Here is a 17,902-nt window from a genome sequence, read left to right on the forward strand (position 1 = left end):
GCTTATGACGACGAAGCGACAGATTATGTCGACTGCGCGACGATCCGCGCGGGATCAGGAAGTGCGCGCAGTCGTCGCGGCAGGCGCAGCCGACTTGGCCGGGACAACCGGCGTCGGCGTCTTGCCCGGCGCAGCAGCGGGTGCCACGGCAGGCGATGCAGGCGTTGCCGCTGGTGTTGCCGGTTGTGGCGCCGGAGCCTGGGTGGCTGCCACCCGCTCCAGTTTTACGACGACACGACGGTTCTTGGCCCGATTGGCGGCATTGGTATTGGCGACCAGCGGATAACGCTCGCCGTGGAAGCGCACGGTGAACTGCGATTCCTGGAAGCCGTTGGCCTTGAAGAAGTCCTGAACCGCCAGGGCCCGACGGCGCGAAAGCTCACGGTTGGTCAGGCGGTTGCCACTGTTGTCGGAATGGCCATCAAGCTCGACATGATTGACGCTCGGGTCGGCCTTGATGAAGTCGAGCATGACCTGCAACTGAGCCTTGGCCCGAGCGTCCAGCTCAACCCCCTCGCCGGGGAAACCAATCTGGGTTTGCTTGATCTGTTCGAAGTTCTTCGGCAACAGTTTCGCCACGCAGCCCTGGTAATCGTTGAACGCCTTGTTGAAGCGCACGGGCAGCAGCCGGACTTCGGAAACGCGCCCATCCTCGGTGTTGCGTCGAACCACGGGGCTGCGACCTTCCATCAATCCGCTGATCAGCCGGCCTGCCTGCACCTGGGAACTGTCGAACAGCACATCGCCACTGCCGATCCTGACCGAGCCCAGGTTGATATCGCCCCGTCCTGGCTGCCAGGGCGCCGCGGCCGCGAGCAACGTTGCGGAGCCACCACCGAGCATCGGGTTATAAGCCTTGAGGCGGAACGTGGCCTGCTCCCCCGCCTTGCGCACGAATTCGCCGCTGCCAAAATCGGTGATCGGCTGGCTCAGCCGGCACTCGAACTTGTCGCCTTCGACCGTCCACTCGATGCTCTCCAGACGGGTCTGGAAAGTGAGCGCCATGGCGGGAAGGCTGGCAAACACACTGAGCAAGGCTAGATAACGCTGGCGCACGGGAGGCTCCACTGACTTTTATACAAAGATCGACGCCTGCTTGAGGGCATGACGCCTGTCCGGGGTACTGCACGGATTCGTGGCACACCTGTAGGAGCTATCGGTAAGTTGTGGCAGAACTTGATAGCGGGTGCCTGAATCGGTCTTTTCCGGTAGCATTCCCCAGAGTTTGACCCGCCTGGAAGCCCCCCAATGTCCGACCGCCTGACCCTGCTGCGTCCCGACGACTGGCATATTCATCTTCGCGATGGTGCTGTGTTGACCCATACCGTCGCCGATGTCGCGCGCACCTTCGGGCGCGCAATCATCATGCCTAACCTGGTTCCGCCCGTGCGCAACGCCGCCGAGGCCGATGACTATCGCCAGCGTATCCTCGCCGCGCGCCCGGTTGGCAGCCGCTTCGAACCGCTGATGGTGCTTTACCTTACCGACCGCACCCAGCCCGAAGAGATTCGCGACGCCAAGGCCTGCGGTTTTGTCCACGCCGCCAAGCTGTACCCCGCCGGCGCGACCACCAACTCCGATTCCGGCGTCACCAGCATCGACAAGATCTTCCCGGCGCTGGAGGCCATGGCCGAAGTCGGCATGCCGCTGTTGATCCATGGTGAAGTCACCCGGGGCGACGTCGACGTGTTCGACCGCGAGAAGATCTTCATCGACGAGCACATGCGTCGCGTCGTGGAGCGTTTCCCGACCCTAAAGGTGGTGTTCGAACACATCACCACCGGCGATGCCGTGCAGTTCGTCAACGAGGCACCGGCCAACGTCGGCGCGACCATTACTGCCCATCACCTGCTGTACAACCGCAACCACATGCTGGTGGGCGGGATCCGGCCGCACTTCTATTGCCTGCCGATCCTCAAGCGCAATACCCACCAGGAAGCCTTGCTGGACGCCGCCACCAGCGGCAGCGCCAAGTTTTTCCTCGGCACCGACTCGGCCCCCCACGCCCAGCACGCCAAGGAAGCGGCCTGCGGTTGCGCCGGCTGCTACACCGCCTATGCCGCCATCGAGATGTACGCCGAGGCGTTCGAACAGCGCAACGCGCTGGACAAGCTCGAAGGCTTTGCCAGCCTGCACGGTCCGCGGTTCTACGGCCTGCCGGTGAACACCGATCGTATTACCCTGGTCCGTGACGAATGGACCGCCCCTGTCAGCCTGCCCTTCGGCGAGCAGACCGTCATCCCGCTGCGCGCCGGTGAAAAACTGCGCTGGCGCCTGCTGGAGGAAAACGCGTGAGTGAAGATCATTTCGACGACGAGCTGGACGGCAACGGTGGTTCGGGCGGCGCCCGTCACCCCATGGCCGCGCGGTTCCGTGGTTATCTGCCGGTCGTCGTCGATGTCGAAACCGGTGGTTTCAATTCCGCCACCGACGCCCTGCTGGAAATCGCCGCGACCACCATCGGCATGGACGAAAAAGGCTTTGTGTTCCCTGATCACACCTACTTCTTCCGCGTCGAACCGTTCGAAGGCGCCAACGTCGAAGCGGCGGCCCTGGAGTTCACCGGGATCAAGCTCGATCACCCGCTGCGCATGGCGGTCAGCGAAGAAACAGCCCTGACCGACATCTTCCGTGGCGTACGCAAGGCGCTGAAAGCCAACGGTTGCAAGCGAGCGATCCTGGTCGGCCACAACAGCAGCTTCGACCTGGGCTTCCTCAACGCCGCCGTCGCGCGCCTGGACATGAAGCGCAACCCGTTCCACCCATTCTCCAGCTTCGACACCGCGACCTTGGCGGGCCTGGCGTACGGCCAGACTGTCTTGGCCAAGGCCTGCCAGGCAGCCGACATCGACTTCGATGGCCGCGAGGCCCACTCGGCCCGCTACGACACCGAGAAGACCGCCGAGCTGTTCTGCGGCATCGTCAACCGGTGGAAAGAGATGGGTGGCTGGCAGGATTTCGACGACTGACATCGGCGCCAGATCCAGCTCTTGTGGCTCTTGTGGCTCTTGTGGCGAGGGAGCTTGCTCCCGCTGGGTGGCGTAGCCGCCCCAAATATTTTGTGAGCGCTTCGCACTCAAGCGGGAGCAAGCTCCCTCGCCACAGGGTCCAGAGCCAAAGATTCTGCGTCTCTGCCGATCATTCGGTTTGCACTGCCCATAAAAAACCGGCCCATCGAGGGCCGGTTTTTTTATGCCTGGGTGCGCTTACAGCTTGTCGCTGTGCTCGCCCAGGTAAGCGGCAACGCCTTCAGGCGATGCGGTCATGCCCTTGTCGCCTTTTTTCCAGTTGGCCGGGCAGACTTCGCCGTGCTCTTCGTGGAATTGCAGCGCGTCGACCAGACGGATCAGCTCTTCCATGTTACGGCCCAGCGGCAGGTCGTTGATGATCTGCGAACGGACGACACCCTTGTCGTCGATCAGGAACGCACCACGGAAAGCCACGCCGCCTTCGGACTCAACGTCATAGGCCTTGGCGATTTCGTGCTTCATGTCGGCAGCCATGGTGTATTTCACCTGGCCGATACCGCCATTGTTGATCGGGGTGTTGCGCCAGGCGTTATGGGTGAAGTGCGAGTCGATCGAAACAGCGACCACTTCAACGTTGCGCGCCTTGAAATCGTCCATGCGGTGATCCAGTGCGATCAGCTCGGATGGGCAGACGAAAGTGAAGTCCAGCGGATAGAAGAACACCAGGCCGTATTTGCCTTTGATGGCCGAGGACAGGGTGAAGCTGTCGACGATTTCGCCGTTGCCGAGGACGGCTGGAACGGTAAAGTCCGGGGCTTGTTTGCCTACGAGTACGCTCATGGGATATCTCCTGATGTAATAGCGTGAAAACAAGGTCCGGGCCAGCCTGCCACCCTCAGGCGACAGCCCTGTGACACGAACCCGCTTACAAGGGCCGACCATCATACACCGCGCATTTGGACTGTCTTCAACGGTTTTTTGTGGTATCGAAAAATCGCCGCCCCGCTGCGGGCCGCTTTCGTCGCGCTGGATAAAACCGTTCGTCAGCCTGACGTCACCTGGGTGAAAGTCCTTGAGAAACCACTTTGACAATCATTCTCGTTAACATTAAGATCCGTCTCAATTGAGTCACAACCAGCGACGGTTCTCACTTATGTATGTATGCCTCTGCACTGGCGTCACCGACGGGCAAATCCGCGAAGCGATTTATGAAGGTTGCTGCAGCTATCGCGAAGTCCGCCAGGCCACCGGCGTAGCCAGCCAATGCGGCAAATGTGCCTGCCTGGCCAAGGAAGTGGTGCGTGAAACCCTCGCCAAGGTGCAAACGGCACAGGCCTCGATCCCTTACCCGGTAGAATTTACTGCCGCGTAAACACAGCTTTTCAAGGAACCGGACTTAGTGTCCGGTTTTTTTATGCCTGAAAATCAAATAGTTAGCGTCCAGACGCGGAACACAAACATTCTTATTCCGATTAATTTTCATTTATTATTCAATAACTTAGGTTTGACACTGGTAAATACGCGGCTCAAACTCCGCCCTATACACAGCTATTACAGGGCAGGCCTCATCATGAAAGGCGACATTACAGTCATCCAGCATCTCAACAAGATCCTTGCCAATGAGCTGGTCGCGATCAACCAATACTTCCTGCATGCGCGCATGTACGAGGACTGGGGCCTGAACAAGCTGGGCAAGCACGAGTACCACGAGTCCATCGACGAGATGAAGCACGCGGACAAGCTGATCAAGCGCATCCTGTTCCTCGAAGGCCTGCCGAACGTCCAGGACCTGGGCAAGCTGCACATCGGCGAACACACCCAGGAAATGCTCGAGTGCGACCTGCGTATCGAGAAAGCCGGCCACATCGACCTGAAGGCCGCCATCGTCCATTGCGAAAGCGTTGGCGACTTCGGTAGCCGTGAACTGCTGGAAGACATCCTCGAATCCGAGGAAGAGCATATCGACTGGCTGGAAACCCAACTGGGCCTGATCGACAAGATCGGTCTGGAGAACTACCTGCAATCGCAGATGGGTGAAGAGTAAGTTTCCCCAGTAGCAAGCCACTAAAAAGCCCCGCCCTCTTTCGAGAGGCGGGGCTTTTTATTACCTGGACTCCAGGCCACACCGAAACCACTGTGGGAGCGAGCTTGCTCGCGAAAGCGTTGTATCAGAAACATCAACAGAGACTGACACACCGCTATCGCGAGCAAGCTCGCTCCCACAAGGTCTAATGTTCACCACAACCAGTGTGGTGAACAGACTTCCATGGATCAGGCTTCGGTCTTGTTCGCCGCTGCTGCTTCCACAGCTGCCTTGATCGTGGTCTGCAGAGAGCCGTCAGCGGCCATCTCGGTCATGATGTCGCTACCGCCGATCAGCTCACCACCCACCCACAATTGCGGGAAGGTTGGCCAGTTGGCGTACTTGGGCAGGTTGGCGCGGATTTCCGGGTTCTGCAGGATGTCCACGTAGGCAAACTTCTCGCCACACGCCATCACCGCCTGGGCGGCCTTGGCCGAGAAACCGCACTGTGGCGCGTTCGGCGAGCCTTTCATGTAAAGCAGGATGGTGTTGTTGGCAATCTGGTCTTTAATCGTTTCGATGATATCCACGGAGCACCTCGGCTTAAACTTTGCGACTTCAGATGTCGACACGGTGGCGCATTGTAACGGAAAGCAGAACGTGCTGCTCAGGGACAATTTTACGCAGCCGCCACCTTCACCGGAACACCGTTGAGCGCCGCGTTGCCGGATAACTCATCGAGCTGACAGTGATCGGTCAAGTCGTTGGCGCTGGAGCCTGGCTGTGCGCTGGCAATGGTCATCTGCACGCCCGGCCGGGCATGGCCCCAGCCGTGGGGCAGGCTGACCACGCCTTTCATCATGTCCAGGCTGCCCAGCACCTCGACTTCGATGACCCCCACCCGCGAACTGACGGTCACGCGCTGCCCATCGACAAGGCCGCGAGAAGCGAGGTCATCCGGGTGCATCAGCAACTGATGACGCGGCTTGCCCTTCACCAATCGATGGAAGTTATGCATCCAGGAGTTGTTGCTGCGCACATGGCGGCGGCCAATCATCAGCAACTCATCCGGCTCAGGCGCCTGCAACGCGGCAAAGCGCGCCAGGTCAGCGAGAATCACCGCTGGCGCGGCCTGCACCCGCTGGTTTTCGGTTTTCAGCCGTGGAGCCAAGTTGGGTTTGAGCGCGCCGAGGTCGATGCCATGGGGATGGTCGAACAGGGTCACCAGGGACAGCTTGTGCGGCGAGGCGTCGCCATACGCCCCGTTGCGCAGGCCAAAATCGATCATCTGTGCCGGCGGCATGGTCGGCTTGAGCTCCTTGCCGGTCCGGGCGGCGAAGGCCTTGGCCAGGCCGACGAAGATTTCCCAGTCATGCAGCGCCCCCTCGGGCTTGGGCAGGATCGCCCGGTTGAAACGGGTCACGTTGCGCACGGCGAACAGGTTGAACGTGGTGTCGTAGTGATCGTTTTCCAGGGCCGAGGTCGAGGGCAGGATCAGGTCCGCGTAACGGGTGGTTTCGTTGATGTACAAATCGACACTGACCATGAACTCCAGCCCATCCAGGGCCTGCTCCAGTTGCCGCCCGTTGGGCGTCGACAGCACCGGATTGCCGGCCACGGTCACCAACGCGCGAATCTGGCCTTCGCCCTCGGTCAGCATCTCCTCGGCCAGGGCTGACACCGGCAGCTCCCCGGCGTATTCGGGACGCCCGGACACCCGGCTCTGCCAACGGTTGAAATGCCCACCCGAGGTGGTGGCCACCAGGTCCACCGCCGGCTCGGTGCACAGCGCCCCGCCCACCCGATCAAGATTGCCGGTGACCAGGTTGATCACCTGGATCAGCCAGTGGCACAGCGTGCCGAACGCCTGGGTCGACACGCCCATCCGTCCATAGCACACCGCTGACGGCGCGGCGGCGAAGTCCCGGGCCAATTGCCGGATCTGCGCGGCCGGCACCGCACAGAGCGGACTCATCGCTTCAGCCGTGAAGGAAGCGACGGCCGCGCGCACCTCGTCCAGGCCGTCCACCGGCAGATGACTGTCACGGGTCAAGCCTTCGCCGAACAAGGTATTGAGCAAGCCAAACAGCAGCGCGGCATCGCCACCCGGGCGGACGAAGACGTGCTGGTCAGCTATGGCCGCCGTTTCGCTGCGGCGTGGATCGACCACAACCACTTTGCCGCCACGGGCCTGGATCGCCTTGAGGCGCTTTTCCACGTCTGGCACGGTCATGATGCTGCCGTTGGAAGCCAGTGGGTTGCCGCCGAGGATCAACATGAAATCGGTGTGATCGATGTCTGGAATCGGCAGGAGCAGGCCGTGACCGTACATCAGGTGACTGGTCAAATGATGAGGCAGTTGGTCCACCGAGGTCGCCGAGAAACGGCTGCGGGTCTTCAACAGCCCCAGGAAATAGTTGCTGTGGGTCATCAGCCCATAGTTATGCACACTGGGGTTGCCCTGGTAGACGGCCACCGCGTTCTGGCCGTGACGCGCCTGGATAGCCGCCAGGCGTTCGGCCACCAGCGCGAAGGCATCGTCCCAGGCGATGGGTTGCCATTCGCTGCCGACGCGTTGCATGGGTTGGCGCAGGCGGTCTGGATCGTTCTGGATGTCTTGCAGGGCCACGGCCTTGGGGCAGATGTGACCACGGCTGAACGTGTCCAGCGCATCGCCCTTGATCGAGGTGATCGCCAGGCCCTGGCCGTCGGTTTCAGTAGTTTCGAGGGTCAAGCCACAGATGGCTTCACACAGATGGCACGCACGGTGGTGGAGAGTCTTGGTCATGGCCAGTCTCTGTTTTATTCGTGGCGGGCACTTTCGGCCGCGGGAACAAAACTATGGCGCGTGATTCCCGGCAGCGCCAGCGACGTTCGTCCTGTGAATTGCCGGGCATCAGGCCCGCCGATGAGCTGCGATCAAGGGCCTTCGGGAGGTGGCGCCAGGAGTTGGATTTCCTCGATGGTTTCCACTTGTTCCTGGGCGATGGGTACACCGGTCAGCTCGCCAATCAACCGCCAATGCTCGTCGAGGCCGCTGCTGATCGTGGCCATGCGATCGATCATCCGCCGGCCGGCGGCCTTGGTCACTTCGTCATCGCTGCGCAGCAATTCGAATGACATGGACGTCACCGAAGCCGTCAGGTGCGTCAGCGAGCGTGCGGTCAGCCCCAGCAATTCCATCAGTTGTTGCTCTTTCGAATCCATTTCGGGCTCCTGTGCCGCTGAGGCTCATTTATAACCCAGGCCTTTGCATTAGGAAATGTTTCACAAGCACCAGCAGACAGGCGAAAGGACACAATGGCATGGCAAAAACCGACCATCCTCCATCACGCGCCCGCCACGCTTGATTGCCAAGCCGAGCAACGCCAGTGTACAAATGGGTCGCTGCTGCCAGGAAACCGGCCACAAATTTGCCATCGCAGTCCTGGGATGGCCTCGCTGAACGCCCCAAAAACCGTAGCCCTATTGGTAAGACGCGACATTTAATTATAAGATCGCGCCTTCCCCTATTTCGTCGCCCCGTGCGGCTTTTGCCGCAGGTCTCGCCCGTTTTTTCATTAGACAAGGCTTTGAGCATCTGCGGTCAGTTACAAAAAGGTAGTCAATCATGAGCGCAAGGCACTTTCTCTCCCTGATGGATTTCACGCCCGATGAGTTGCTCGGCGTGATCCGTCGAGGCGTGGAGCTCAAGGACCTGCGTAACCGCGGCGTACTGTTCGAGCCCTTGAAAAACCGTGTGCTGGGGATGATCTTCGAGAAATCATCGACCCGCACCCGCATCTCTTTCGAAGCCGGCATGATCCAGCTGGGCGGCCAGGCGATCTTCCTGTCGCCCCGTGACACCCAACTGGGCCGTGGCGAACCCATCAGCGACTGCGCCATCGTCATGTCGAGCATGTTGGACGCGATGATGATCCGTACCTTTGCCCACAGCACCCTGACCGAGTTCGCGGCCCATTCCCGCGTACCGGTGATCAACGGCCTGTCCGACGACCTGCACCCTTGCCAACTGCTGGCCGACATGCAGACCTTCCTCGAGCACCGTGGCTCGATCCAGGGCAAGACCGTGGCCTGGATCGGCGATGGCAACAACATGTGCAACAGCTATATAGAAGCGGCGATGCAATTCGACTTCCAGCTGCGCATTGCCTGCCCTGAAGGCTTTGACCCCAATGCCGAGCTGCTGGCCAAGGCCGGGGACCGAGTGTCCATCGTCCGCGATCCGAAACAGGCCGTGGCCGGTGCACACCTGGTGAGCACCGATGTCTGGACCTCCATGGGCCAGGAAGAGGAAACCGCCAGGCGCCTGGAGCTGTTCGCGCCACTGCAGGTCAATCGGGCCCTGCTCGACCTGGCGGATGCCGACGTGCTGTTCATGCACTGCCTGCCGGCCCACCGTGGCGAGGAAATCAGCATGGACCTGCTGGATGATCCGCGTTCGGTAGCCTGGGACCAGGCCGAAAATCGCCTGCACGCGCAAAAGGCCCTGCTCGAGTTCCTGGTCGAGCCGGCGTATCACCACGCATGAGCCACGCCCTGCTGCTGAACTTGCACAACCTGGCCTGCGGCTACCAGGACCAGCGGGTCGTCCAGAACCTCAACCTGCACCTCAATGCCGGTGACATCGGTTGCCTGCTCGGTTCGTCCGGCTGCGGCAAGACCACGACGTTGCGTGCCATTGCCGGCTTCGAACCGGTGCATGAGGGTGAAATCCAACTGGCTGGGGAAACCATCTCCCGCGCCGGTTTCACCCTCGCCCCGGAAAAGCGCCGCATCGGCATGGTGTTCCAGGATTACGCCCTGTTCCCCCACCTGAGCGTGGCACAGAACATTGCCTTTGGCATTCGCAAGCATCCGGAGAAGGACCGCATCGTCGAAGAGCTGCTGGAACTGGTCAACCTGAAGCACCTGGGCAAGCGTTTTCCCCATGAACTGTCCGGCGGCCAGCAACAACGCGTGGCCCTGGCCCGTGCGCTGGCGCCGGAACCGCAGTTGCTGTTGCTCGACGAGCCGTTCTCCAACCTCGATGGCGAGCTGCGCCGCAAGCTCAGCCATGAAGTTCGGGACATTCTCAAGGCCCGTGGCACCAGCGCGATCCTGGTCACCCATGACCAGGAAGAAGCCTTCGCCGTCAGTGACCATGTCGGCGTATTCAAGGAAGGTCGCCTGGAACAGTGGGACACGCCCTACAACCTGTACCACGAACCGCTGACGCCATTCGTCGCCAGTTTCATTGGCCAGGGCTATTTCATTCGTGGCCAGCTCGACAGCCCGGAATCGGTACAGACCGAACTGGGCATCCTGCGTGGCAACCGGGCCTATACCTGGCCCATCGGCGGTGCGGTGGATGTGCTGCTGCGCCCAGACGATATCGTCTATGCGCCGGACAGCCCGCTCATCGGCAGAATCATCGGCAAGACCTTCCTGGGCGCCTCAACCTTGTATCGCCTGCAGTTGCCCACAGGCGCGCAATTGGAATCGATCTTCCCCAGCCATGCCGACCATCAGGTGGGCGCCGACGTCGGCATCCGCGTGGCGGCTGAGCACCTGGTGCTGTTCCAGGCCTCGGGCAGTACGGCGGCGCAGATCCCGCCGGTGGACAGCGGTGTGCGACGCTACAGCGCGGCCAGCTAAAATCCGAAGAAATACGAACCTCTGTGGGAGCGAGCTTGCTCGCGATGGCGTAGGCACATTCAACATTGATGCAAGCTGAACCACCGCTATCGCGAGCAAGCTCGCTCCCACAGTTGATCTCCCACAGATCTCATTGGCTTGAGTGCTGACTCACCCCAGCATCAACGTCCCACTCGCCACCAACGTCGCATGCCCGCCAATCTTCACCCGCTCACCCTCCAACCGGCAAAACAACGCCCCGCCCCTGGCCGAGCATTGATAAGCCGTCAGCCCGTGTTTACCCAGGCGTTTGGACCAGTAGGGAATCAGGCTGCAATGGGTCGAGCCAGTCACCGGGTCTTCGTTGATGCCGATCGCCGGGGCAAAATAGCGCGAGACAAAATCATGCTTGCTCCCCGGTGCGGTGACGATAGCGCCGGGCCAGGGCAGTTTCGCCAGGGCCGCCATGTCCGGCTTGCAATCGAGCACCGCTTGCTCCGATTCCAGTACCACGAACAGTTCGTTGGAACTCAACACATCCACCGCTTCGACGCCCAAGGCACTCTGCACCGCCAGGGAGGCGCCCAATTCGGCAGGCACGACGGCCGGAAAATCCAGCCACAGCCGATCCCCCTCGCGCGTCACGCTCAGCGAACCGGACCGGCAAATGAAATCCAGGCGCTCGACGGGTTCGTGATAGACCTCGAACAGCACGTAAGCGCTGGCCAACGTGGCGTGCCCACACAGCGGGACTTCGGTGGTGGGGGTGAACCAGCGGATATGCCAATGCTGGCCTTCACGCACCAGAAACGCGGTTTCGGCCAGGTTATGTTCGGCGGCAATCTTCTGCATCAAGTCATCGGCAAGCCAGCCGTCGAGCCGATAGACCATCGCCGGGTTACCGCCGAATGGCCGGTCACTGAACGCATCGACCTGATGAAACGCAAGCTGCATGGCACTTCTCCTTATTTTTCTGATGCGCCAGCATGGGTGCAGCGGCAAGGCTTAATCCAGAGACAGATCAGCAGAATTTTCACCCTACAGCGCCGGATAAAAACATCGGCCAGTCCTTACGCCCCTGTGGCGAGGGAGCTTGCTCCCGCTTGGCTGCGCAGCAGCCACCCGGCTATCAAGTCCGCCCAATATCGGCAAACGCCGCCCCGGTGTGCTCCTTCAATACCGAAGGCGCCAACTCGACTTCCAACCCACGCCGCCCCGCACTGACGAACATGCTGGCGAGCGGCTGTGCGGAACTGTCGATAAACGTGCGCAGACGCTTCTTCTGCCCCAGCGGGCTGATCCCGCCGAGCAAATAACCGGTCGAACGCTGCGCGGCGGCCGGGTCGGCCATCTCGACCTTCTTCACGCCGGCGGCATGGGCCAGGCCTTTCAAATCCAAACTCCCGGCCACAGGCACTACCGCCACCAACAGCTCACCTTTTTCACTGGCCGCCAACAGCGTCTTGAACACTTGCGCCGGATCCAGCCCGAGCTTTTCCGCCGCCTCCAAGCCATAGGAAGCAGCCTTGGGGTCGTGTTCATAGCTGTGGATGCGATGTTCGGCGCGCACTTTCTTAAGCAGATCCAACGCGGGTGTCATGACCGCTCCTGACAAAGGAAATCCAAAACGAGTGAGCGGATTCTAAGCCATCGCCTGTGAAAAGGCTCCGGGACTGCACTGCAACGACCGGCGACGCCGCGCCAACAGGGGAGTCATTCACAGCGCGAATAGTTGAAATATGACCGACGGTTCACTTTCGACCTTTGACACCAGCGTTTCTTGTCTATATTTTTTCGAAACTGAAAGCCACATTGCATGTCTCAAGCTGCAACCCGAGATCAGGATGGGAATCCTGCCTCGGTGGAAATCGCGCAATCGTGCTGTATCGAACGCGCTGCAAAACAACAAAAAACCGAGGTTTGAATGACAACTGCTTTACAACAGCCGCCCCTGTCCAGCCAATGCCTGGCCGAATTCCTGGGAACGGGCCTGCTGATCTTTTTCGGCACCGGTTGCGTCGCGGCGCTCAAGGTCGCGGGTGCGAGTTTCGGCTTGTGGGAAATCAGCCTCATTTGGGGCGTCGGTGTCAGCATGGCAATCTATCTGAGCGCGGGCATTTCCGGCGCCCATCTCAACCCCGCCGTCAGCATCGCCCTGTGCCTGTTCACCGACTTTGAAAAACGCAAACTGCCCTTCTACATCATTTCCCAAGTGACCGGCGCTTTCTGCGGCGCCCTTCTGGTCTACACGCTGTACAGCAATCTATTCTTCGATTTCGAACAATCCCGGCACATGGTTCGCGGCACCGAAGCGAGCCTCGAACTGGCCTCGGTGTTCTCCACCTACCCGCACGCGGCATTGTCCACTGGCCAGGCCTTTCTCGTGGAAGCGATCATCACCGCCATTCTGATGGGGGTCATCATGTCCCTGACCGATGACAACAACGGCTTGCCCCGTGGCCCACTGGCGCCGTTGCTGATCGGCCTGCTGATTGCCGTGATTGGCAGCTCCATGGGACCGCTGACGGGCTTTGCGATGAACCCGGCGCGGGACTTCGGTCCTAAACTGATGACTTTCTTCGCAGGCTGGGGTGAAATTTCCCTCACGGGTGGACGCGATATCCCGTACTTCCTGGTTCCGGTTTTTGCGCCGATCATCGGTGCGTGCCTCGGTGCCGCGGCTTATCGCGGGTTGATTGCCCGCCACCTGCCCAGCGCCATAACTGCTACAAAGGATGCAACACCGGCCATTGACGGCAAGCCCAGAACATCCTGAAACAGTCGACGCAGGCTCTTGCCCATCGAACCTGCGCCGTGGCTTCTTCCTTTTACGTCCCAAGGCAATCGACATGACCGATATCCAGAACAAGAATTACATCATTGCCCTCGACCAGGGTACGACCAGCTCGCGGGCGATCATCTTCGACCGTGACGCCAACGTGGTCTGCACCGCCCAGCGCGAATTCGCCCAGCATTACCCACAAGCCGGTTGGGTCGAACACGACCCGATGGAAATCTTCGCCACCCAGAGCGCGGTCATGGTCGAGGCCCTGGCCCAGGCCGGCCTGCACCATGACCAAGTGGCGGCCATCGGCATCACCAACCAGCGGGAAACCACCGTGGTCTGGGACAAGACCACCGGTCGGCCGATCTACAACGCCATCGTCTGGCAGTGCCGGCGCAGTACCGAGATCTGCCAACAGCTCAAGCGCGACGGCCACGAGCAATACATCAGCCAGACCACCGGCCTGGTCACCGACCCGTACTTCTCCGGCACCAAGCTCAAGTGGATCCTGGACAACGTCGAAGGCAGCCGCGAGCGCGCGCGCAACGGTGAGCTGCTGTTCGGCACCGTCGACAGCTGGCTCATCTGGAAATTCACCGGCGGCAAGGTCCACGTCACCGACTACACCAACGCCTCGCGCACGATGCTCTTCAATATCCACTCGCTGGAATGGGACGCGAAGATGCTCGAGATCCTCGACATCCCTCGCGAAATGCTCCCTGAAGTGAAGTCGTCTTCGCAAATCTACGGCCGCACCAAGAGCGGCATCGCCATTGGCGGCATCGCTGGCGATCAGCAGGCCGCCCTGTTCGGGCAGATGTGCGTGGAGCCGGGCCAGGCGAAAAACACCTACGGCACCGGCTGCTTCCTGCTGATGAACACGGGCAAGAAGGCCGTGAAATCCAATCACGGCATGCTCACCACCATCGCCTGCGGCCCCCGTGGCGAAGTGGCCTACGCCCTGGAAGGCGCGGTATTCAATGGCGGCTCCACGGTCCAATGGCTGCGCGATGAACTGAAGATCATCAACGACGCCCTGGACACCGAATACTTCGCCAACAAGGTCAAGGACAGCAACGGCGTGTACCTGGTGCCCGCCTTCACCGGCCTCGGCGCGCCGTATTGGGACCCCTATGCCCGTGGCGCGTTGTTCGGCCTGACCCGCGGCGTACGGGTCGATCACATTATTCGCGCAGCGCTGGAGTCGATTGCCTACCAGACCCGCGACGTACTCGACGCCATGCAGCAGGATTCGGGCGAACGCCTCCGGGCCCTGCGCGTCGACGGTGGCGCGGTGGCGAACAATTTCCTGATGCAGTTCCAGGCCGACATCCTCGGCACCCGGGTCGAGCGGCCGAAAATGCGTGAAACCACGGCCTTGGGTGCGGCGTACCTGGCCGGCCTGGCGTGCGGTTTCTGGGGCAGCCTGGAAGAACTGCGGGGCAAAGCGGTGATCGAGCGCGAATTCGAACCGCAACTGGACGAGCCGGCGAAAGAGAAACTCTACGCCGGCTGGCAGAAAGCGGTCAGCCGCACCCGCGATTGGGAGCCCCACGAAGACGCGGAATAAAGGCCGACAAGATTCCGAAACTGGCCGGGAGTGGATTCCTGCGGCATCATGGGCAAATTTTGTACGGCAGCCCAAAGGAAGCCCCATGAATCTGCCTCCCCGCCAGCAACAAATCCTCGAACTGGTCCGCGAGCGCGGCTATGTCAGCATCGAGGAAATGGCGCAGCTATTTGTCGTCACCCCGCAAACCATCCGCCGCGACATCAATCAACTGGCGGAAGTGAACCTGCTGCGCCGCTACCACGGCGGCGCCGCCTACGATTCAAGCGTGGAAAACACCGCCTACGCCATGCGCGCGGACCAGATGCGCGACGAGAAGCAACGCATCGCCGAAGCCATCGCCGCCCAGATCCCCGATCACGCCTCGCTGTTCATCAACATCGGCACCACCACCGAATCCATCGCCCGGGCGTTGCTCAATCACAACCACTTGAAGGTCATCACCAACAACCTGCACGTCGCTTCGATCCTCAGTGCCAAGGACGATTTCGAAGTCCTGGTCGCTGGCGGTAACGTACGGCGTGACGGCGGCGTGGTGGGCCAGGCCAGCGTCGACTTCATCAATCAGTTCAAGGTCGACTTCGCCCTGGTGGGCATCAGCGGGATCGATGAAGACGGCAGCCTGCTGGACTTCGACTATCAGGAAGTGCGGGTTTCCCAAGCCATCATCGCCAACGCCCGGCAAGTGCTGTTGGCGGCGGACTCCAGCAAATTCGGGCGCAACGCCATGGTCCGCCTGGGGCCTATCAGCCTGATCGACTGCCTGGTGACCGACCAGCAGCCGGTTCCGGCCCTGGCGCAACTATTGACCCAGCACAAGATTCGGCTGGAGGTGGTCTGACTTCACCCCCGCCGCCCCCCCTGTGGCGAGGGAGCTTGCTCCCGCTCGGCGGCGTAGCCGTCGTAAAATCGGCCTGGTGCGGTTAGCCTGAAGAAAAACGCCAGCCTGCTTGGGATGGCTTCGCCATCCAGCGGGAGCAAGCTCCCTCGCCACAGAAGCATTCCACAATTCTCTTTTTGTTCGTAAATTTTCCTTTCAGCCGCATTCGATCAGTAATTTCAATCGAATTCGACTGGTCGTGGCTGTGCTTATGGGCTAGTATTTTCGCAAATGAACATTTATGTTCGAATTCAAATATTGTGAAAAAGAACCCGAGGCCAGCCGATGCCCACTTCTACCTTGCCTACGCCCCCTCTCGCCGAGATCTATGACGTCGCCGTCATTGGTGGCGGTATCAATGGCGTGGGGATTGCCACGGACGCTGCCGGTCGCGGTCTTTCGGTGTTCCTTTGCGAAAAGGACGACCTGGCCAGCCATACCTCGTCGGCGAGCAGCAAGCTGATCCACGGCGGCCTGCGCTACCTTGAACATTATGAATTCCGCCTCGTACGCGAAGCCTTGGCCGAGCGTGAGGTGCTGCTGACCAAGGCCCCGCACATCGTCAAGCAAATGCGCTTCGTGCTGCCCCACCGCCCGCACCTGCGCCCGGCCTGGATGATTCGCGCCGGCCTGTTCCTCTACGATCACCTGGGCAAACGTGAGCAACTCGCCGGTTCCAGAAGCCTGAAGTTCGGGGCCGACAGCGCACTGAAAAGCGAGATCACCAAAGGCTTCGAATACTCCGACTGTTGGGTCGACGACGCGCGGCTGGTGGTGCTCAATGCCATGGCCGCCCGGGAGAAAGGCGCGCACGTCCACACCCGCACCCGTTGCGTGAATGCCCGTCGCAGCAAAGGTCTGTGGCACTTGCACCTGGAACGCGCCGACGGCAGCCTGTTTTCGATCCACGCCAAAGCGCTGGTCAACGCTGCGGGCCCGTGGGTGGCCAAGTTCATTCGCGATGACCTGAAGCTGGAATCGCCCTACGGCATCCGCCTGATCCAGGGCAGCCACCTGATCGTGCCGAAACTCTACGAAGGCGAGCATGCGCACATTCTGCAAAACGAAGATCAGCGCATCGTCTTCACCATTCCGTATCTGAACCAGTTCACCCTGATCGGTACGACGGATCGCGAATACACCGGCGATCCGGCCAAAGTGGCGATTACCGAAGGCGAAACCGATTACCTGCTGAAAGTGGTCAACGCTCACTTCAAGAAGCAAATCAGCCGCGACGATATCCTGCACAGCTACTCCGGTGTGCGTCCGCTGTGCAACGACGAATCCGACAACCCATCGGCCGTGACCCGCGACTACACCTTGGCGCTATCGGGCGGCGGTCAAGAAGCCCCGTTGCTGTCGGTATTCGGCGGCAAGCTGACCACCTATCGCAAACTGGCCGAATCAGCCATGGCGCAACTGGCCCCCTACTTCACACAGATGCGCGGGAGCTGGACCGCCGTGGAAGCCCTCCCCGGCGGGGAAAACATGACCACCCCGCAAGCACTGTGCTCGGCGCTGCGGGACAAATTCGACTGGCTGCCCACCGACATCGCCCGGCGCTGGGCCACCACCTATGGCAGCCGTACCTGGCGCATGCTCGAAGGCGTGCACGACCTCGGCGATCTGGGCGAGCACATCGGTGCCGGCCTCTACACCCGCGAAATCGATTATCTGTGCAGCGACGAGTGGGCCGTCGATGCCCAGGACATCCTCTGGCGCCGCAGCAAGCTGGGTTTGTTCACCACCCCCGCCGAGCAACAGAAGCTGCAGCAGTACCTGGATAAGGTCGAGCACAATCGCCGCAAGATCGAAGCGGCCTGAGCGATACCCGGCTAAACCCAAGAGCCCCTGAATCCTGCGATTCAGGGGCTTTTCGCATTCTGGAATCCACCACAGAGACCCTGTGGGAGCGAGCTTGCTCGCGATGAGGCCAGCACTTTCAACATCTATGTGACTGACACACCGCTATCGCGAGCAAGCTCGCTCCCACAAGGATCAAAAGCGATCTCTGGGCATTCGGTTTTCCGAACACGACCTACCAGTCAGTTCGGCTAAC

17 protein-coding genes are annotated in these 17,902 nt (G+C 60.8%); 10 read left to right on the forward strand and 7 right to left on the reverse strand.

What is annotated here, in order from left to right:
- Positions 1–54: 54 nt before the first annotated feature.
- Positions 55–1,056 carry a flagellar protein MotY gene (locus ACLH0I_RS22850; protein WP_411385454.1) on the reverse strand — a complete coding sequence of 334 codons (1,002 nt, stop codon included), beginning with the start codon at positions 1,054–1,056 and terminating at the stop codon, positions 55–57.
- Positions 1,057–1,248: 192 nt separating this feature from the next.
- Here ACLH0I_RS22850 and pyrC point away from each other — a divergent pair, with 192 nt between their 5' ends.
- Together pyrC and rnt are read left to right on the forward strand one after the other, a co-directional pair.
- Positions 1,249–2,295, forward strand: coding sequence for a dihydroorotase (gene pyrC / locus ACLH0I_RS22855; protein ID WP_411385455.1), 1,047 nt, complete (start codon positions 1,249–1,251; stop codon positions 2,293–2,295).
- Positions 2,292–2,969, forward strand: coding sequence for a ribonuclease T (rnt, locus tag ACLH0I_RS22860; protein WP_003204947.1), 678 nt, complete (start codon positions 2,292–2,294; stop codon positions 2,967–2,969). Before pyrC ends, rnt begins: the two co-directional genes overlap by 4 nt.
- A gap of 237 nt (positions 2,970–3,206) precedes the next feature.
- Here rnt and ACLH0I_RS22865 read toward each other — a convergent pair whose 3' ends face one another.
- Complete coding sequence (locus tag ACLH0I_RS22865; protein WP_003204949.1) at positions 3,207–3,809, reverse strand: peroxiredoxin; 603 nt, start codon at positions 3,807–3,809, stop codon at positions 3,207–3,209.
- A gap of 313 nt (positions 3,810–4,122) precedes the next feature.
- Between ACLH0I_RS22865 and ACLH0I_RS22870 the strand changes: the two genes are divergently transcribed.
- Entirely contained in the window at positions 4,123–4,341 is a 219-nt protein-coding gene (locus tag ACLH0I_RS22870) for a bacterioferritin-associated ferredoxin (RefSeq protein WP_003178704.1), read from the forward strand.
- Positions 4,342–4,539: 198 nt separating this feature from the next.
- Entirely contained in the window at positions 4,540–5,013 is a 474-nt protein-coding gene (bfr, locus tag ACLH0I_RS22875) for a bacterioferritin (RefSeq protein WP_250963895.1), read from the forward strand.
- A gap of 227 nt (positions 5,014–5,240) precedes the next feature.
- On the opposite strand, the gene grxD is transcribed toward bfr, so the two are convergent.
- The 3 genes from grxD to ACLH0I_RS22890 all read right to left on the reverse strand — a co-directional run bounded on the left by grxD (position 5,241) and on the right by ACLH0I_RS22890 (position 8,199).
- Complete coding sequence (gene grxD / locus ACLH0I_RS22880; protein WP_058542208.1) at positions 5,241–5,582, reverse strand: Grx4 family monothiol glutaredoxin; 342 nt, start codon at positions 5,580–5,582, stop codon at positions 5,241–5,243.
- 89 nt (positions 5,583–5,671) lie between these two features.
- A complete protein-coding gene (locus tag ACLH0I_RS22885; protein ID WP_411385456.1) occupies positions 5,672–7,780 on the reverse strand; it encodes a molybdopterin oxidoreductase family protein in 2,109 nt (702 codons plus the stop codon).
- 131 nt (positions 7,781–7,911) lie between these two features.
- On the reverse strand, positions 7,912–8,199 hold the full coding sequence (locus ACLH0I_RS22890; protein ID WP_053124551.1) for a hypothetical protein: 288 nt from the start codon (positions 8,197–8,199) through the stop codon (positions 7,912–7,914).
- Positions 8,200–8,602: 403 nt separating this feature from the next.
- Between ACLH0I_RS22890 and argF the strand changes: the two genes are divergently transcribed.
- Together argF and ACLH0I_RS22900 are read left to right on the forward strand one after the other, a co-directional pair.
- Positions 8,603–9,523 carry an ornithine carbamoyltransferase gene (gene argF, locus ACLH0I_RS22895; protein WP_186706325.1) on the forward strand — a complete coding sequence of 307 codons (921 nt, stop codon included), beginning with the start codon at positions 8,603–8,605 and terminating at the stop codon, positions 9,521–9,523.
- Positions 9,520–10,629, forward strand: a complete 1,110-nt coding sequence (locus ACLH0I_RS22900) for an ABC transporter ATP-binding protein (RefSeq protein WP_411385457.1) — start codon at positions 9,520–9,522, stop codon at positions 10,627–10,629. The genes argF and ACLH0I_RS22900 overlap by 4 nt, the downstream gene beginning before the upstream one ends.
- A 150-nt stretch (positions 10,630–10,779) precedes the next feature.
- On the opposite strand, the gene ACLH0I_RS22905 is transcribed toward ACLH0I_RS22900, so the two are convergent.
- Together ACLH0I_RS22905 and ybaK are read right to left on the reverse strand one after the other, a co-directional pair.
- Entirely contained in the window at positions 10,780–11,562 is a 783-nt protein-coding gene (locus ACLH0I_RS22905) for a PhzF family phenazine biosynthesis protein (RefSeq protein WP_411385458.1), read from the reverse strand.
- A gap of 175 nt (positions 11,563–11,737) precedes the next feature.
- The gene (ybaK, locus tag ACLH0I_RS22910; protein ID WP_186706328.1) at positions 11,738–12,208 is read right to left on the reverse strand and encodes a Cys-tRNA(Pro) deacylase; all 471 of its coding nucleotides are present in this window, start codon (positions 12,206–12,208) and stop codon (positions 11,738–11,740) included.
- 324 nt (positions 12,209–12,532) lie between these two features.
- Here ybaK and ACLH0I_RS22915 point away from each other — a divergent pair, with 324 nt between their 5' ends.
- From ACLH0I_RS22915 to glpD, 4 genes are all read left to right on the forward strand, one after another.
- The gene (locus ACLH0I_RS22915) at positions 12,533–13,384 is read left to right on the forward strand and encodes an MIP/aquaporin family protein (RefSeq protein ID WP_411385459.1); all 852 of its coding nucleotides are present in this window, start codon (positions 12,533–12,535) and stop codon (positions 13,382–13,384) included.
- A 73-nt stretch (positions 13,385–13,457) separates the two neighbouring features.
- Positions 13,458–14,963, forward strand: a complete 1,506-nt coding sequence (gene glpK / locus ACLH0I_RS22920) for a glycerol kinase GlpK (protein WP_411385460.1) — start codon at positions 13,458–13,460, stop codon at positions 14,961–14,963.
- Between the two features lie 85 nt (positions 14,964–15,048).
- Positions 15,049–15,804, forward strand: a complete 756-nt coding sequence (locus ACLH0I_RS22925) for a DeoR/GlpR family transcriptional regulator (RefSeq protein ID WP_186706331.1) — start codon at positions 15,049–15,051, stop codon at positions 15,802–15,804.
- 324 nt (positions 15,805–16,128) lie between these two features.
- Positions 16,129–17,667, forward strand: coding sequence for a glycerol-3-phosphate dehydrogenase (gene glpD / locus ACLH0I_RS22930; protein WP_186706332.1), 1,539 nt, complete (start codon positions 16,129–16,131; stop codon positions 17,665–17,667).
- Positions 17,668–17,902 lie beyond the last annotated feature (235 nt).

The sequence above is a fragment of the Pseudomonas sp. MPB03 genome (genome assembly GCF_046605385.1).
GTDB lineage: Bacteria > Pseudomonadota > Gammaproteobacteria > Pseudomonadales > Pseudomonadaceae > Aquipseudomonas > Aquipseudomonas zanjanensis.

Coding starts and splice junctions, on each gene's coding strand:
- pyrC (WP_411385455.1), top strand. CDS start 1,249: ATGTCCGACCGCCTGACCCTGCTGCGTCCCGACGACTGGCATATTCAT.
- ACLH0I_RS22865 (WP_003204949.1), bottom strand. CDS start 3,809: ATGAGCGTACTCGTAGGCAAACAAGCCCCGGACTTTACCGTTCCAGCC.
- ACLH0I_RS22870 (WP_003178704.1), top strand. CDS start 4,123: ATGTATGTATGCCTCTGCACTGGCGTCACCGACGGGCAAATCCGCGAA.
- bfr (WP_250963895.1), top strand. CDS start 4,540: ATGAAAGGCGACATTACAGTCATCCAGCATCTCAACAAGATCCTTGCC.
- ACLH0I_RS22885 (WP_411385456.1), bottom strand. CDS start 7,780: ATGACCAAGACTCTCCACCACCGTGCGTGCCATCTGTGTGAAGCCATC.
- ACLH0I_RS22890 (WP_053124551.1), bottom strand. CDS start 8,199: ATGGATTCGAAAGAGCAACAACTGATGGAATTGCTGGGGCTGACCGCA.
- argF (WP_186706325.1), top strand. CDS start 8,603: ATGAGCGCAAGGCACTTTCTCTCCCTGATGGATTTCACGCCCGATGAG.
- ACLH0I_RS22900 (WP_411385457.1), top strand. CDS start 9,520: ATGAGCCACGCCCTGCTGCTGAACTTGCACAACCTGGCCTGCGGCTAC.
- ACLH0I_RS22905 (WP_411385458.1), bottom strand. CDS start 11,562: ATGCAGCTTGCGTTTCATCAGGTCGATGCGTTCAGTGACCGGCCATTC.
- ybaK (WP_186706328.1), bottom strand. CDS start 12,208: ATGACACCCGCGTTGGATCTGCTTAAGAAAGTGCGCGCCGAACATCGC.
- ACLH0I_RS22915 (WP_411385459.1), top strand. CDS start 12,533: ATGACAACTGCTTTACAACAGCCGCCCCTGTCCAGCCAATGCCTGGCC.
- glpK (WP_411385460.1), top strand. CDS start 13,458: ATGACCGATATCCAGAACAAGAATTACATCATTGCCCTCGACCAGGGT.
- ACLH0I_RS22925 (WP_186706331.1), top strand. CDS start 15,049: ATGAATCTGCCTCCCCGCCAGCAACAAATCCTCGAACTGGTCCGCGAG.
- glpD (WP_186706332.1), top strand. CDS start 16,129: ATGCCCACTTCTACCTTGCCTACGCCCCCTCTCGCCGAGATCTATGAC.